Genomic DNA, 15,940 nt, shown 5'->3' with positions numbered 1-15,940 from the left:
ATTCACGCTTATGGCCAGCACTGTAACCCTTGTGGAGTGTCAGTGCTGGCCTAATAAGGCTAATTAGATTCTGTTTAATTAGCTATTTTGTGCCTTTAGTTGTGCAAAATAGTCATCCCAACTAATGTGTTCACGACCCGCCGCAGCGGCATAGTCACTTGGGTTATCCGATTTTCCTTCAAGAATACCCTGATAAATCCCTGCGATCACAGTACCAATAAAGTCACCAAGCTCTGCAACTCTATTTTGCTTGTACTCTTCAACCGACATGGTTTGATAAACCAAATTCGCATCAAACGCCTGGTTCATGTACTCAGTTAATTGCGCTTGAGTAATTGACTCACCATTAAGGTTGTAAGTGTGTCCGTTGTGCTTATCTTCTACCAACATTTTCGCGTAGGCATACGCTAGTTCTTCACGAGTTGTGTAGCCACACTTTCCATCGCCAGCGCAGTTAAAGATGCTTCCTGCTTTTTTATAGCTTTCAATGTATTCAATATCCGGTTCGATATAAATACCATTGCGACCAATAACCCAATCTAGGCCACTATCTCGTACATCTTGCTCTGTTTGACGATTGCTCTGAATAACCGGAGAAAATGCCGTATTTTCTTCCGCCCCTTGTACGCTGGTGTAGACAATTTTTTTAACGCCCGCCAGCTTCGCCGCATTAATCACATTTCTATGTTGATCAACTCGTTTCTCAGGAGCATCCATACCCGATACTAACAGCAGCACATCAACGTTTTGCAAAGATGCCTCAAGTTGTATTGGGTCATTATAATCACCTGGTCTCACCTCAACACCTAAATGCTCTGCTTTTTTAGGTGTTCTAGCCAAGGCAATGACATCGTCTTTTGATGTCAGAGATGCTATCGCACCAGTGATGGCACTGCCTAACTGTCCACTCGCTGCTGTAATTGCAATTTTCATTATCTTTCCTCTGTCATTAAGTTTTTATAAAGTGATTTAACCAAGCATAAATAATTTTCTACATGCTAGCCTAAAAGCTCGACACCACAGTCTATTCCTATTATGTAGCAAATTTCTTACAAGCCATTATTAACTGCGTAAAAAACGCTCCATTTTAGGTTTAACCGTCATTGACATAATGGTTGATATTAGCAATGAAACGGGTAAAGCGGCAATCAGAGCATGCAACCAAGCACTGTAAAACACATCAAAATTACTCAGCCCGATATTGTTCATAGCAGTACTAAATGCCATGAAAGACTCCATAACAGACGCCATACCAATACCAACAATAAGATTTCGTTTTTGTTCTCCCATTGTTGGAAATAATTTCTCAACCAACTTAGTAACGAGTGCCATCAAAATAAAGCCTGCTGGCATTACTGTAACAAGCGCGGTCAAAAATGAGCTCATCCAACTGTAAAAAAATCCATCCGTGTAACCTAAATTCATATAGGTCATTATTCCCGTTAAGGAGCCACCGATGACAAACATAATGCCTAACACCACAGTGATCTTATGCCATAAAGGCGTTTTCTTTTTGTCTGCTTCAGTCGCTAAAGAGGCGGTTTGTGTATTCACTTTTTGATCCAACTTGATTGTAATTGATATTTGATTGATAATATCAACCATAATATATATTGATTGATAAAGTCAACTAAAATCACAAAGGAATATCAAGTTGTCAAACCACAACTCACTAGAAACTCTGTTTCACCTAGTACATGCCCTGAAGCAACAAATGCATAAACAGATAGAAGCTTTAAATCTCACAGTGACACCAATGCACGTTCGAGCCATCACTATAATTGCCGAACAAACACCCTGCACCGCCAGTGATGTGGCAAAATTTTTAAATCGAGATAAAGCCCAAATTACTCGCTTACTGAGCGCGCTCATTAGTGAAAATTTAATTCTAAAAGCCGCCAATGAAAAGGACAAACGTAGCCAATGTCTACTTCTTACGGAGCAAGGGGAATGCCTACTAAAACAAGTAAAAGAGGTGGAGAAAAATATCTTTAACAAGATGTCGAAAGATATTTCAGAGGAAAAATTAGCAGAATTTCAACAAATGACCCGACTGCTTACCGGCAATCTAATGGAATAATAACGCCTCCGTCAGCGTTTATCTAACTGATAGAGTGAAAACACATCACACCAAAGGTCATGCCTCATGCTCTATCAACACAGCAAAAGAAACTGAATATTTATAAAGAACTCATCCTATAGTCAAGACAGTCATACCTATTAGCGGATGCAAACCGCCAACTTAGGCTTATCAATGCCTCAGCGATTATGCCGTTTGAGATTGTCATGATAGATACTCAGAAATCTGTACCTCGTCAATTTGATCAGGGTTCATGTACTCATGAGCATATTCAAGGTAAACCTTAGACTCTAAAAACAAGCGGAAGATGTCTGGGTCAATATGTTGATTAGCGACCATGAACGACATGATTTTAATCGCTTCCGAGAGCTTCTTTCCTTTTTTATAAGGTCTGTCTACCGCTGTCAGCGCTTCAAATATGTCGGCTACGGCCATCATTCGAGAAACAGGTGACATCTCATCACGGCGCAACCTTTTTGGATACCCTGTTCCATCCATTTTCTCATGATGACCACCAGCCAACTCAGGAACCTGCTTTAGATGATTTGGAAATGGTAGTTTATCAAGCATTTTTATCGTTTGAACAATGTGTTCATTTATTTTGTAGCGATCTTCAGGGGTAAGTGTTCCGCGCTGTATCGACAAGTTATGCAGTTCACCTCGATTATACAGCAGCTCTGGCACTTCCATTTTAAATCCCCAAGGATTACCTTCGGGCAATTTCTCTGACTCCGGACGCTCAAAAAGGTGTTCAGGTCGATCAGCAAGCAATGGCTCTTTGATCGGCAATTTAGGGGCTGCTGTTCTATTTTTCCTTTCTAGTTCTTCATGGGAAATGCCAATACGATCGTCGATGGTTCGCGTCCAGGTTTTTTGCGCTATGCAATCCATCCGTTCTTGCTTACTGTCATCCAAATACTCCCCACCTTGATTGAGTTTGGCGACAAATGCAAAGTCATCATCCAATTGTGTCAATGCTTCAGACAATGCAGCTTCATCAATACTAGCCCCTTGCTCTTCAAGGGCGTTACGTAACAAGCGGATTTCAGTTTCACGCTTAATCACTTCTACACGCATACGAATTTCATGTATGCGATCATAAATGGTTTCCAGTTTCGTTGCTTTATCGATCACAAATTCAGGAGTGGTTATCTTGCCGCAGTCATGCAGCCATGCGGCCACATGAATCGCTTCCCAGTTATCTTGCGATAAACAAAAATCTGCAAAGGGTTCCTTGTTGCTGTCATTGGCCGCTTTTGCCAATAATTTGGTTAATTCAGGAACCCGTGCACAATGCCCTCCCGTATAGGGACTTTTCGCATCAATAGCACCAGCTATTAGCTGTATAAAGCTTTCAAAAAGCTCTCGTTGAGCCGCAATAAGCCGCCGCGCCTCGACAGAAATGGCTGCCGAACCTGACAATGCTTCAGTAAAGCGCATTAACGCAGGGTCAATCGCTTCTTGTTCAAACAGCAGAATGACACCAACAAGCTCATTTGTTCTGTTAAACAGAGGCGTTACTAATAAGTACGAAGGCACTACATCCAAAACAGCCACTAGTTTTCCTAGGCCGATACGCTCAAGCGCTTCGCTTGAGACCTTCATGTTTTCCGTTGTTTTCTCTGTGACTGCGCGGCGAATTAAAGGGTCGGCTACAGACAATGTCACAGGAGGTTCATTTACCTCAGGGCCTTGTTGATTTTCAGTTCGAGCTGCAAATGACAGCAAGCTCTCACCTTCGCTGTCGGATAAATACAGCACACCAGCTTGGGTTTCTGTGGCGGCGATGATTTCATCCAACAACTTAACGAGCAGCGTATTGAAATCTTTTTCTCCTGCAATGGTCTTATTTATCTCTAAAAAACGCGCAACGGTGAGCCTTAATCGGTCGACTGTATCAGCCAGTTCCGATGCCTCTTTTACTCGTGACGTCACAGCAATAGGATGAGCAAAATCAAAAGAAGCCAGCTTTTGTACATCTTTTGATAGTTGACTTAGCGGTTTAGTAATTTGTCGAATAATCAGAATGCCGAAAGGTATAAACAAACAGACAATAATCAAAATCACTATCCCCTGATCTTGAATAATCTTACGGGTCGTAGCAAATAAATTGTCTGCTGGCACCGCGAGCAATAGGCGCACTTCTTTATCGCCGCCAAAATCTAACGATCTACTGGATACTACCCAGTCTCTCCCTGACGATTCCACCATGCCATGGCGATACGGCCCAGATAAGCCAATTTCTTGTGCCGCAACACTTAAAATCGGCGACGACAAACTTGAAATATTGTTGCGCACAATATTGCCAGACGAGTCTTGCCGGATTAATTGAGATAAATCAGAGTAGGCAATGAGAGTGCCATCTCTTTCTGTGATGGCTATTTCAGAATCAGGAGTTAGTCGTAGGCTCTGCACCTCCGATGCCAACTGGTCTACGGTTGCATCAAAACCGATAACCGATGAAGCACTTACAGAACGCTGGGATATCGTAACACCGATTTCCCCTGTGGTGAAAAAACTGTATGGCGCACTCGTTACTGAGTTTGCATTACCTTCACTAGACTGAAACCAAGGTCGTTCGCGCGGGTCATAAATATACTCTGGCTTTAATTGCACGGCTTGCAGGCGAAGGTTCGCATCATACAATCGATATTCACCTACCTTATTACCCTTCACATCCAATGTAATCGTTTGAACAAGATACGCAGTGCTGCGATCTAAGTTAAATAAGGAGCGAACCTTCTCATTGTCTATTTTCCTGACAAGAAAGAATTCTCCATTTGCATAGCCTACATAGATATTTCGAATGGTCGCATTGCTTTTAAGGGCTTCCGATAAAACAGGCAATCTAGACAATCGAGTACTTAAATCTGTCGCTGTGGTTATTTGATCGTGGGTTAATATGCTGAGTTGAGATTGAACTGGCTCGGTTAAGCGACGAATACGCTCACGAACCATTACCCCAATGGTGCCAAATTGTTCTTCTAGCGCTGCGGTCAGGGCGTGATTCATCCCGTTATAACCCAGCACCGAAACCGTACTGGCAATCGCAACCCCCAGAGTAATACTCGCAGCAATTAATAATGTTTGCACCGATACGAGAAACTTCTTTGGTTTACGGTATGGCATGAGAAAGCAATTCCTTTGATTTTCGAGCTCGAGAAACGTACGATCATAAACCTTATGTATTAAGTCATCTTTTTGCTTTAAATGCACAAATTAATCAAATGTTTCTGACATTTTGTTAAAAATATGCAAAACCATAATGTGTGATATGGATTTTGGAGGCGCCATGAAGTCAAAGATTCTGACTTTTATGTTTTTGTGGGGATTTTTTTCGATTGCGTCTGCAGTGAACGCAACCCCATTCGGATGTGAGGGCAAAAGCATTCGTGTGGGCATCACCAATGCCGGTGTTATGTACCACAATGGGGTGGGAATAGACCCAGATTTACTGCACCTACTTAGCGCTATTACCCACTGCCAATTTCAGCTGATCCCTATTGCTCGCGCGGACGCTTTTGAACTCGTAAAACAAGGAAAAATTGATCTTGTGCCGAGTGTCACTCGAGAGCCGTCGCGTGAAGCTTATGCTTGGTTTATCCCCTATTTTGAAGTCAGGTTCGTACTATTAACTAATGCCACCAAGCTTCCCGCCATCACCCATATAGAGCAATTAAAAAGTTTTCAAAACATCCGCATCGGACGTGCGGCTGGCAGTGGCTATGGTTCCTATTTTAATTATCATTTATCTGAAATGTCTTCCCTAGGTATGGTGAAAAGCTATTCAGATTATGGGGAGTCAGTTAAAGGTCTACTAAACAAAGAAGTCGATGCCGTGCTTAGTATGCCGCAACTTTATCGCGCTTTCTTAGCTGAAGGCGAGGCCCCATTACCATTAAGGATTGCCGATATTTCACCAGCGCCAGCCATTCAGGTTTCATTGATGCTTGGAAAACACCAGTTTTCAAGCCCGCAAGCGGCAAACTGGTTGCGTGTTATTGAAATGCTTCGCTTAGACGGCAGACTAAAAGCCATCATGGAACAATACGTATCTTCTGATGAAGCTCATGTAATGCTAGGAAATGCTGCGCCACTATAAGCCATCGGCTTGTTTCACCTTAAGTATTAAGGCAATTGGCGCTCATCGGCTTGTTATCTATCACAGAAATATAAGACGGTTTTTGTAGGAATAAAAGAATAGTTAAGCCGCTCTAAATGAGCAAAAAATGCGGGAGAGAAAGCGTTATTGTCGAGCATCAAGCTAGCAGTTCGCTAGTGGAAGTATACAGGCTATGGAAGTTTTGCTGATAATCAAGAAAGTGTGATGGCTATTTCTCTGTATTTGCCACAAACAAGCAGTAACGAAAATAAAGCCTAGGGCGCACGAAGAACAGACTAGATCGAGACTTGCTGGATCTAGTCTGACTCACTACAAATGGCGCCCTATGCCGAAAAGTCAATAATCCACTTAACGAAGATTATTTAGAATTCACTTCAAATTTACCATTGGTGCGAATGTAAATAGTCGCGCCCTCTTTTGATACCGAAATACCGTGCTTAAATTCACCCGTTGAACCGAAGTAGCTTCCTGGTGCCAACGCTTTATCTTGCTTGGTTTCAACAGAATGGTAGCTAACATTACCTTTGATCACGACGCCACGAAATTCCTTAGCATTAACATCAATTGAGCCTTTGTAGCCAGCAGGCAATTTCACCATAGAGCCGCCCATTTTACCGATCTGATTGCTGCCCCATAATGAGCTGATTTGCGCGTTTTCACCATGAATGGATTTAACGTCAGATTTATCCAACCAAACAATGTTTGATTCCGCTAGGTTCAATGGCTTTTCACCATTATCGAAATGCTCATCAGCAGGTTGCACTAGGTAAGGACCACTGTCGATCTCTAAATAGATCATGTTATCTTGGCCGTCTGCTGCGGTTACGTGTGTTTCACCGGCTGGCTGCGTCCAAAAAGACCCTGCTGGCATCCACATCTCTTCTGCATTTGGATCATCGTTATGCATCAAGCCTTTAATGACTATCCCACGGTAAGTAATGTTATGAATGTGCGGTGGTGAAGTGAAACCTTTATTGAATTTCACCAACATGCCAGTTTCCATATCTTTGGTACGATCTCCCCAAAGGTCAGTCGCGCCTGGGCTTTGATCACCACGTAGAGGGTTCAAGTATCCCCAATTCAAATTATTTGCCTCAACAACTTGAGATTGTGACCCAGTGTCTGCAGCATAGACGTTTGAAAAAATACCCATCAAAGCGACGGCAAGTGTAGCTTTAGCTAGTTTCATGAAGTGTGACCCTCTATCGATTAAGAACTGTAAGATGGGCCCATATTAATCTGTTTAGAAAATGGAAAAAGGGCCAAACACTAAAGAGATTGTTAAGCGTTTTTTGACAATAACAGGGGAACTTTTTGAAACACTAGCGGCACTTCGCTCAAAGCCCTTTCACAGGCCCTCTTTACGAAACACAGCTAAACCTAATTCAATCACCTGCTGTAGCGATTCAGCACTGTGATGATTTTTTGCCATCACCGCTAGACCAAATTGCAAGCTTTGCACATAGTTCGCGTATGATTCAGCAGACCTTGTATTATCTAGGTTGCCATTGTGTATTTCAGTATTAAAAAAGTTCGTAAGCATCTTAATGCTGGTTTGATTCAATACCTCTACAGCGACAACAGCCTCTTTCGGCAAGCTTCTGTCATTCACTTCACAGGTACTGTTGGCGATAAAACAGCCACCTGGATAGCGACTATTTGTAATTCGGTCGACAATATTTAATAAATATGGCTGTAGCTTGCCTGCAGTATTACTGGCCTTCGCGTTTAATAAGCTTTCCCTATTTGGCTGTCCATAAATAAAGGCATAGTGATTCACCGCTTCTATAAATAACGATTCTTTGCTTTTAAATGAGCCATAGAGGCTAGATTTGTTGATCCCCATTGACTTAGTCAAATCACTAAGCGAGGTCCCATGAAAACCTTGGCGCCAAAATGTAAACATTGCAGCTTCGACTGCGCGACTTAGGTCAAAGCCTCGATTTCTTCCTACGCTCATTGTTTCCTCGAATACAACTTTTCTAACATTGACATTTTGAAACTCACAATACAGAATGTCAATTCTGAACTGATCGGTCCAGAATAGTTTAACATGTTTAACGAGCAAAAAAACGGCCTAAAAATATAGCCCACCCCCTCGTTGACTTACTCCCTCATTCGTTGAAAAAGGTCTCATTATGAATTTTCGAAAAACACTCCCACTGACACTTGCATTGTTAGGCGCTGTGGGTAGCTCGGCGAGCATAGGCAAAGCCATGGACTTAAAATTTGCTGGGGCTCTTGAGTTTTCAGATCAGGGTACTCTCTTTGTCGGCGACAATATCAACGGCGCGATTTATGCCTTTGACCTTGAGAATAAAACTGCAGTAAAAGACGTCCACCCTATCAAAATAGATGATATCGACGTACGCATTGCTAACTTGTTAGGTGTTGGAAAGAACGCCATTGAAATAAACGACATGGCTGTTCATCCTGTGACACATGATGTGTATATTTCTGTGTCTCGAATTGGCAACCAGATTTCTAAACCTGCCATTATCAAGGTAGCGCAAGACGATAGCATTCAATTAGTTGACCTTAACCAGCTGAAATTTTCAGAGCAAAAGCTTGCCAACTATCCTGATCAAACAACCACTTTTAAAGTACGCGGCCTAATGGGAATGCCCCCAACTGCTAAAGACATTGCCAAGGGTGATGTAAAACTAAGTTCGCTGGCTATTATGGACATCTTGTATCACGACCATCAGCTGTATGTTTCTGGTGTGGCTTATGACAACTTCTTGTCAACACTGCGCAAAATGCCTTATCCATTCACTGGCTCACAAAATACAACCAGCGTCGAAATGTATCATATCGCCCACGATCAATATGAAACTCGCGCACCGATTCGCTCTATGTCTATTCAAAAAGTAGATGGTGTTGACCAAATGGTCGCAGCCTATACCTGTAGTCCGATCGTGTTAATTCCTTTGACAGACATTAAAGATGGAGCAAAAATCGCGGCGCACACGATTGGTGACATGGGCAACGGTCAGCCTATTGATATGATTCCATACACTTTACAAGGGAAAAAAATGTTGTTTGTCACAAACAACAGCCGCTCCCCTCAAGTAATCCCTGTCGATGGCTTAAACAATGCTCGCACCGTCACAGACAAAGACTTTACTCGCGGTCCTAAACTGGACTTAGGCCCTGTTTTACCTTACGGACCAGTTGGTGAAATGGTCATGTTTGAAGGCGTATCCATGCACATGGATCTGTTAAGTGATAAGTACTTTGTTTCCATTACACGTGACACTCAAACTGGTGGCTTAAACTTGGATTCGAATTTAACTTTCTTCCCCAATCGCGTACATAACTTGGTAGCCGAGTACGATTTCCCTCAGTATCAACAAGAGCATAAAGAACAGGCTAAATAAAATGATCTACGCTAGACCATCTAGCATAGTGGGCATGGCAAACGCCATGTCAACTATGCTTTTCATCGTAATATTATATGTCTATTCCTCTTTTGCTCACGCGCAAGCAGGCACGGTGTCCCTACCTTCAGCGGAAGGTCAGCCTATTTCTATTGCCCTAAATGCGCTACCAGATGATGCAATAACAGGTAATCTTGCGGATTATTTGAGCGTATTTGTTGGTATAAAAAACCAATGTTGCGAGCAATTAACCCCAATTGCAGGGCACTATTACCATGATGAGACGCGCGCTTACTTCAAGCCTTACTTTGAATTTGTTAAAGGCCAATCTTACGTCGTAAAGACAAAAGAAATAACGCCTGCACAAAAGCTAAAAACCCATTTAAATGAATTTATGCTGACAGCGGCGACACCCAAAGCCGTAAAAGTCATGAAGATACAGCCCAATTCAGCTCTTATTCCTGAAAACACCTTACGCTTTTATCTATACTTCACCCAGCCGATGAAACCAAATGTCGCTTTTAACTACATTAAACTGGTGAATGCTGAAGGCGTCGAAGACAACGCCGCTTTTATGAAGTTTAAACAAGAACTTTGGAGTGCAGATAGAAAGCGATTAACCCTATTAATGGACCCAGGTAGGATCAAGCGTGGCGTCGAAACCAACCTAGAATTGGGTCCTGCTTTAGAGGCAGGGAAAGCGTATAAAATCATCGTAAAAGCGGGATGGCCGACGGCGAATGGCAACCAGACATTGGCTGGTTTTTCCCATTCATATCAGATAAACAATGCGTTAAGGACACTACCAGACGTCAATAAGTGGAAAATTACGCCTCCCAAAATAGGCTCATTACAGCCACTTCGTATTCAGTTTGATCGTCTGTTTGATTATCAATTGTTGCAATCTGAAATTTCTTTATTTAGCTCTGATGGCAATGAGATTTCAGGCAAAATCAGCAACGATGAAGAGCACCAAATATGGCAGTTTACGCCTAAAAAACAGTGGCGAAACAAACACATCGTTTTGTCCGTCAATGCGAAGCTTGAAGATGTGGCTGGCAATAATTTCAAAGATGTTATGGACCACCCAGTGGGTGATAAAATGCATAAAATTGATTCCGTTGAACGCCACATTGCCCTTGATTAAATTGTCAGGCCACATAGAGCTTAATGAAATAAGCCCTCACCCATCTATTAAAACCAGACGGGTGAGGACTTTAGCGCTTAGCTACTTTGACAGTATTGACGTTTTGCTCTAGTTCACGCTATTTGTGAAGCGCGGTATTTGCCCATTAGGCAGAATGTGCCACTGGGGCATACTGACCTTCAACAATATTTACTTCCACTAAATCACCGGCTTTTTGCAACAATTTAGCCGATTCTGGGCTCAAATGGCGCAAATACAAGGTTTTATTCAGGGCCTTGTAACGCTCACCCAAAGCATGAACAGCCTCAATACCCGACTGATCACAAATACGCGCGTGACTGAAATCAATATAGGTCTTAACTGGGTCTTGATGAGGTGCAAAACCTTCTTTGAATGACGTAATAGAGCCAAAGAACAGATTGCCTTTAAGGTGATAGATCTTAGCATCTGCCTCTTCTTCACTGGTAACACGAATTTCTTTGGCGGAATTCCATGCGTATACCAAAGCGGAGATCACCATACCTATGCCGACAGCAACCGCAAGATCCAACAATACGGTCACAGCAGATACAACCACTATAATAAAGATTTCAGACTTAGGAACTCGGCCAAATAAACGCAAAGACGACCATTCAAATGTCGCAATCACGACCATAAACATCACCCCGATTAATGAAGCGACAGGAATCATTTCGATCAACCCAGGGAAGAACAAAATAAACATTAGCATGAAAATAGCCGTCGCCACGCCGGATGCTCGACCGCGCCCGCCAGAGTTCAAACACACCATACTTTGGCCTATCATGGCGCAACCACACATGCCGCCAAATAACCCACTTAAGATATTACCCGACCCTTGCGCGATGGATTCACGATTACCTTGTCCACGGGTTTGCGTGATTTCATCAATCAATGACAAGGTCATTAGGGTTTCTATTAAACCAACAGAAGACAAAATAAGAGCAAGCAAAAATACCGTTACAAGCGCATCTAAAGCCTTTGAGTTGGTTAGATCCCAGCTAATCTCTGGAAAATGCAGGCTGGGCAAGGTGCCTTTCAAGCTGCCATCTAGCGGCTCAACTTTTTCTTTTTCGCCATTGGCTACCATGCGCTCTTGATCTGCGGCCCATTTTGCCTTGATTTCAGCCAATGTAGGGCGATCTGCCGCGGTTGCTTGCGCTTGCTGAGCATAGTCACCGTATGGAATCTGGTCTTTAATCGCGTCGAAACGCTCATTAATGATCTCTTTCTCCACCATAGATACTCGCTGATCGAGCACCACTTGGCTAACCAACTTAGAGTCCAAAGGAGTGAAGGTGACCAATAAGGTACATACCACGATAGCCGCTAAAGGGGCTGGAATCGCTTTGGTAAAACGCGGCAAAAAGTAAACAATCGACATGGTTAACGCGATTAATCCCATCATGGTTAACATAGCTGGACTGGTAAGTTGCATCCAATCCCCTGCGTAGGTAAACATGTCATGTGTTTGATCGTAGATGACATGGGTATTTTCTTTAAACTGCCTGAACTGAGCCATACCGATCACAATCGCCAAACCGTTAACAAAGCCAAGCATCACAGGGTGTGGCAACAAACGGATAAACTTACCCATTTTGAAAGCACCAAACAGCACTTGCAGGATACCGGTTAACACCACGGCGGCTAACAAATATTCTAGACCGAACATAATGATAAAGGCCGTGGTCACGACCGCCATCGAGCCTGCCGCGCCAGAAATCATACCTGGTCGACCACCAAAAACAGCCGTGATAAAGCCAATAAAAAACGAACCATATAACCCCATCATAGGGTCAATGCCTGCCACAAAGGTAAAGGCTACCGCTTCTGGAATCAGCGTTAGTACTGCGGTTAAGCCAGCGAGCACATCATTTTTCAAATTGGCACGCCGCCTAGTAATTAAATCAAACATAGATTTCCTCAATGAACTAATCCACACCAATAGGCACAAGATGCGTGTCTAGGTGTACGGATTTAAAAATAAAGAATAAATGACCTGTGAATGACAGGTGTTAAAAGATAAGTCGGCGGATAGCATTGCTTTAGGTTACTTAAGCCATTGCAGCAAAAGAAAAACAATACAAGGTAGAACCGCTTAAAATGAGAGACAGTGCTTTTACGCGGCGTATTCTAAGGGGGTTTTGCGAAGGAAATTAGCCAATGGATAGGTAAAACACTTTATATTTTTTATTAATAATAAAGCCTTTACAGCCATATTTATCAGAATTTAATAATAACTATATAGTCGCCCGAGTGAACGCAAAATGTTTAGCGCTTCTCATGAAGCGCTAAACATTATTAGGATATTGCTATTATGCTGGCTGGCGCGTTGCACAGATCACGATTTCGCGGATACAAACGCCTTGTGGCTGCTGGTAAGCGTATTCCACTGAACGGGCCACATCATCCGCTGCTAATGCACCACCCATGCTTTCTTTCCAGTCTTCGTAACCGTTAATAATCTCATCTGAACTGGTATGGGAAAGTAATTCTGTTTCTACTGCGCCTGGGGCAATTGTCGTTACTCGAACATTAGCGCTCGCCACTTCTTCTCGAACGTTTTCTGAAATCGCATGCACTGCAAATTTCGTCCCGCAATAAGCCGCATGGCTAGGAAAGGTTTTACGGCCCGCAATAGAGCTGATGTTAATAATAGTCCCTGTGTTACGGGCTTTCATTGGTGCTAAGACGGCTTGCATGCCATTCATCAAACCAATGACATTTACATCGAACATGGTTTTCCATTCTGCTGGATCTTGCACGTCCAACTCACTTAATAGCATCACACCTGCATTGTTGACGATGCAGTCAGTAGGACCAAACTGGTCTTCTGCTTTCGCAATGGCGGCCTCAAATGAGACTTGGTCAGTGACATCAACTTTTTCACATAGGGTATTGGGTAAATTAAGCGCCACCAGACGCTCAAGGCGACGTGCTAACAATAACAGCGGGTGCCCTGCGTCACTCAAGCGCTTCGCAATAGCTTCGCCAATACCAGAACTTGCACCTGTGATTACCACTAATTTTTTCATCATGACCTCTATCATTAAAGTGAATACAGCAACCTAATGTGTTGCGATAGAGGTATGGTAAAAGACGTGAGACTGTTGATATATATCCATTAAGTTGAAACACTGTTTCTATACTGCAACAATCTATTAAAAGAATTCCGCGCGAAAGCGCTCCTTAACAAACTTAATAAACACTCTTAAGCGTTTAGGTTGATATTTGTCTTTATGGTAAATGGCTGAAAACAAGACGCTTGGCACCTTCCATTTAGGCAATATCTCGATGAGCTTTCCGGCTTTTATCTCTTCATCGCAATAAAGTCGCGGAACTCGAATAATGCCATTGCCCAATAATGCGTTAGTCATTAAAGCTCGACCGTTCTTACTTATCAGTTGCCCTTCTATGTCGATATCAAGGTGCTCGTGGGGAGACTCAATCGACTCAAAGGACCAGCGTTTAACACTGCCGATCAAGCAACGATGTTGTTTAAGTTCTGTAGGATGCAAAGGCGTACCTTGACGCTTTAAATAGCACGGACTGGCTAAGGTAACTATCTCTATGTCCATAAGGGATTTGGCAACAAAGCCTGCGTCATCTAACTTCCCCATCCGAAATGCAATATCGAAATCGTCTTGAATTAAATCGATTCGATGACTACTGAAATCTAAATCCACCTTTATATCAGGATACGCCAACATAAATTCAGCCACATAATCACTGACTATATTTTCACCTAGGTAGCCTCCGACACAGTTAACTCGAATGAAACCACGCACTTCATCCGTATCATCAACGGCTGCAATCAAGGCTTGATCAATTTCATTGATGGCTTTCTCGCATTGTAAGAAAAAACGCTCGCCAGCCTGGGTTAGCCTTAAACTCCGCGTGGTTCTGGTAAACAAAGTCACCTTCATTTGCTGCTCGAGAGCACTAATTTGTCGTGATACATGGGAGCGAGACACGGATAAAGCGTCTGCGGCTTTCGTGAAAGTACCGAGTTTTGCTATCAGTACAAAGGATCGAATATCCGCTAGATTGATGTCATTGATCATGCATGGCTCCAAAATATAACGGCCTGTTAAGACCATTCATAACGCTCTCTTATTATTACTAAAAAGAATTCATAAACACACTGCGATTATATTACAAAAATTAAAACTGTTTTGCTAACAGCCTCGTTTATTAAGAATAAGAAAAGGAATAAATTAACCCTATTAAGACGGTAACCCATATTTAATTAGAGGAGCGTTACACCATGTCTATGAATTCATTACAACTTGCTCGAAGCTTGGAACTTCCTTCTCGTGAAGCCATGCTACAAAGGGCACCATCCGTACAAATGTTTTGGAATAACAACAAAACATTACTAGAAGCAGCCTGGGCGCAATGGGAAACGAGCGAACAAGAACGCCTTACCAAGATCGATGATTCCCTTTTGGATAGCGCGTTGCGTGATGCAGTGACTGAGTCTTGGAATGACCCATTGCAAGAAACAAAAGTAGCTAACTTAATGCATGAGATTGCACCCGATGTTTTCCAGTTTCAATTGTTTGACCCTGAACGTCTAGCAGACTTGCGCCATTACCTTGATGCCGTTGCAGACGCAGAGATCCCATTGCGTCCACCGTATGGCATTGCTTTAAATCGTGGCGGCGCAATGCTGGATGCACGCTCTGAAGGCTATCTCGCTGCGCCAAGTTTTCAGAATTTGTATCAAGAGTTATTGGACAAATACATGCGACCAATTGCCCGTTTATTGTTCCCTGAAACCATGGGATACGATGGACAAACATTTGGCTTCTCGATCCAGTATCAAGCCAATACAGATACCTCATTGCGCCTTCATACGGATGCATCAAGCGTCACATTAAATGTAAACCTTAACCTACCAGGGGAAACGTTTACTGGCTCTGAAGTGGACTTTTATGACTCCATGTCAGGTAAAATGAATCGTTATGTATTTGAACCAGGCGTTGCCGTCATCCACCGTGGTAATGTGGCGCATGCAGCCCACCCTATCACCTCAGGCAAACGCACCAATTTTGTACTCTGGCTGTATGGCAAACATGGTCAAACACCCTCTTTCCATGTTCCACAAACATTAGCAGACGCACACCAGCGCTGGACAACACCCGACCAAACCCCAGACAGCATGGCGCCTTTTTAAGGCGCCATCGCAC

Annotated in this window: 13 protein-coding genes; 5 read left to right on the top strand and 8 right to left on the bottom strand. The window is 43.0% G+C overall.

Annotation, left to right across the window (positions count from 1 at the left end):
* Positions 1–78: 78 nt before the first annotated feature.
* Entirely contained in the window at positions 79–933 is an 855-nt protein-coding gene (locus tag DFP81_RS03845; RefSeq protein WP_115896442.1) for an SDR family oxidoreductase, read from the bottom strand.
* Between the two features lie 129 nt (positions 934–1,062).
* Positions 1,063–1,554, bottom strand: a complete 492-nt coding sequence (locus DFP81_RS03840) for a DUF2798 domain-containing protein (protein ID WP_220342808.1) — start codon at positions 1,552–1,554, stop codon at positions 1,063–1,065.
* Positions 1,555–1,654: 100 nt separating this feature from the next.
* Between DFP81_RS03840 and DFP81_RS03835 the strand changes: the two genes are divergently transcribed.
* Positions 1,655–2,080: a MarR family winged helix-turn-helix transcriptional regulator gene (locus tag DFP81_RS03835; RefSeq protein WP_115896440.1), complete on the top strand. Its 426-nt coding sequence runs from the start codon at positions 1,655–1,657 to the stop codon at positions 2,078–2,080.
* A 204-nt stretch (positions 2,081–2,284) separates the two neighbouring features.
* On the opposite strand, the gene DFP81_RS03830 is transcribed toward DFP81_RS03835, so the two are convergent.
* Positions 2,285–5,209: an HD domain-containing phosphohydrolase gene (locus tag DFP81_RS03830; RefSeq protein WP_115896439.1), complete on the bottom strand. Its 2,925-nt coding sequence runs from the start codon at positions 5,207–5,209 to the stop codon at positions 2,285–2,287.
* 163 nt (positions 5,210–5,372) lie between these two features.
* Between DFP81_RS03830 and DFP81_RS03825 the strand changes: the two genes are divergently transcribed.
* Positions 5,373–6,182 (top strand): substrate-binding periplasmic protein, encoded by an 810-nt coding sequence (locus DFP81_RS03825; RefSeq protein WP_181903036.1) that lies wholly within the window; start codon positions 5,373–5,375, stop codon positions 6,180–6,182.
* A 379-nt stretch (positions 6,183–6,561) separates the two neighbouring features.
* Here DFP81_RS03825 and DFP81_RS03820 read toward each other — a convergent pair whose 3' ends face one another.
* On the bottom strand, positions 6,562–7,392 hold the full coding sequence (locus DFP81_RS03820) for a DUF4437 domain-containing protein (RefSeq protein ID WP_115896437.1): 831 nt from the start codon (positions 7,390–7,392) through the stop codon (positions 6,562–6,564).
* A gap of 159 nt (positions 7,393–7,551) precedes the next feature.
* Positions 7,552–8,163 (bottom strand): TetR/AcrR family transcriptional regulator, encoded by a 612-nt coding sequence (locus tag DFP81_RS03815; RefSeq protein ID WP_115896436.1) that lies wholly within the window; start codon positions 8,161–8,163, stop codon positions 7,552–7,554.
* Between the two features lie 178 nt (positions 8,164–8,341).
* Here DFP81_RS03815 and DFP81_RS03810 point away from each other — a divergent pair, with 178 nt between their 5' ends.
* Both DFP81_RS03810 and DFP81_RS03805 read left to right on the top strand, forming a co-directional pair.
* Positions 8,342–9,583, top strand: coding sequence for a hypothetical protein (locus DFP81_RS03810; RefSeq protein ID WP_115896435.1), 1,242 nt, complete (start codon positions 8,342–8,344; stop codon positions 9,581–9,583).
* Position 9,584: 1 nt separating this feature from the next.
* Positions 9,585–10,730: a hypothetical protein gene (locus DFP81_RS03805; RefSeq protein WP_115896434.1), complete on the top strand. Its 1,146-nt coding sequence runs from the start codon at positions 9,585–9,587 to the stop codon at positions 10,728–10,730.
* Positions 10,731–10,875: 145 nt separating this feature from the next.
* Here DFP81_RS03805 and DFP81_RS03800 read toward each other — a convergent pair whose 3' ends face one another.
* From DFP81_RS03800 to DFP81_RS03790, 3 genes are all read right to left on the bottom strand, one after another.
* The gene (locus tag DFP81_RS03800) at positions 10,876–12,663 is read right to left on the bottom strand and encodes a SulP family inorganic anion transporter (protein ID WP_115896433.1); all 1,788 of its coding nucleotides are present in this window, start codon (positions 12,661–12,663) and stop codon (positions 10,876–10,878) included.
* A gap of 400 nt (positions 12,664–13,063) precedes the next feature.
* A complete protein-coding gene (locus tag DFP81_RS03795; protein WP_220342806.1) occupies positions 13,064–13,786 on the bottom strand; it encodes an SDR family oxidoreductase in 723 nt (240 codons plus the stop codon).
* A 123-nt stretch (positions 13,787–13,909) separates the two neighbouring features.
* Positions 13,910–14,812, bottom strand: a complete 903-nt coding sequence (locus DFP81_RS03790; RefSeq protein WP_115896682.1) for a LysR family transcriptional regulator — start codon at positions 14,810–14,812, stop codon at positions 13,910–13,912.
* Positions 14,813–15,015: 203 nt separating this feature from the next.
* On the opposite strand from DFP81_RS03790, the gene DFP81_RS03785 reads away from it, so the two are divergent.
* Positions 15,016–15,927, top strand: a complete 912-nt coding sequence (locus tag DFP81_RS03785) for a 2OG-Fe(II) oxygenase (RefSeq protein WP_115896431.1) — start codon at positions 15,016–15,018, stop codon at positions 15,925–15,927.
* Positions 15,928–15,940 lie beyond the last annotated feature (13 nt).

The organism is Marinomonas pollencensis (genome assembly GCF_003387375.1).
Taxonomy (GTDB): domain Bacteria; phylum Pseudomonadota; class Gammaproteobacteria; order Pseudomonadales; family Marinomonadaceae; genus Marinomonas; species Marinomonas pollencensis.
The sequence above is the reverse complement of the archived record's forward strand: the minus strand, read 5'-3'. Positions and strand labels throughout refer to the sequence as shown.

Coding starts and splice junctions, on each gene's coding strand:
- DFP81_RS03790 (WP_115896682.1), bottom strand. CDS start 14,812: ATGATCAATGACATCAATCTAGCGGATATTCGATCCTTTGTACTGATA.
- DFP81_RS03795 (WP_220342806.1), bottom strand. CDS start 13,786: ATGATGAAAAAATTAGTGGTAATCACAGGTGCAAGTTCTGGTATTGGC.
- DFP81_RS03845 (WP_115896442.1), bottom strand. CDS start 933: ATGAAAATTGCAATTACAGCAGCGAGTGGACAGTTAGGCAGTGCCATC.
- DFP81_RS03825 (WP_181903036.1), top strand. CDS start 5,373: ATGAAGTCAAAGATTCTGACTTTTATGTTTTTGTGGGGATTTTTTTCG.
- DFP81_RS03815 (WP_115896436.1), bottom strand. CDS start 8,163: ATGAGCGTAGGAAGAAATCGAGGCTTTGACCTAAGTCGCGCAGTCGAA.
- DFP81_RS03785 (WP_115896431.1), top strand. CDS start 15,016: ATGTCTATGAATTCATTACAACTTGCTCGAAGCTTGGAACTTCCTTCT.
- DFP81_RS03805 (WP_115896434.1), top strand. CDS start 9,585: ATGATCTACGCTAGACCATCTAGCATAGTGGGCATGGCAAACGCCATG.
- DFP81_RS03810 (WP_115896435.1), top strand. CDS start 8,342: ATGAATTTTCGAAAAACACTCCCACTGACACTTGCATTGTTAGGCGCT.
- DFP81_RS03830 (WP_115896439.1), bottom strand. CDS start 5,209: ATGCCATACCGTAAACCAAAGAAGTTTCTCGTATCGGTGCAAACATTA.
- DFP81_RS03800 (WP_115896433.1), bottom strand. CDS start 12,663: ATGTTTGATTTAATTACTAGGCGGCGTGCCAATTTGAAAAATGATGTG.
- DFP81_RS03820 (WP_115896437.1), bottom strand. CDS start 7,392: ATGAAACTAGCTAAAGCTACACTTGCCGTCGCTTTGATGGGTATTTTT.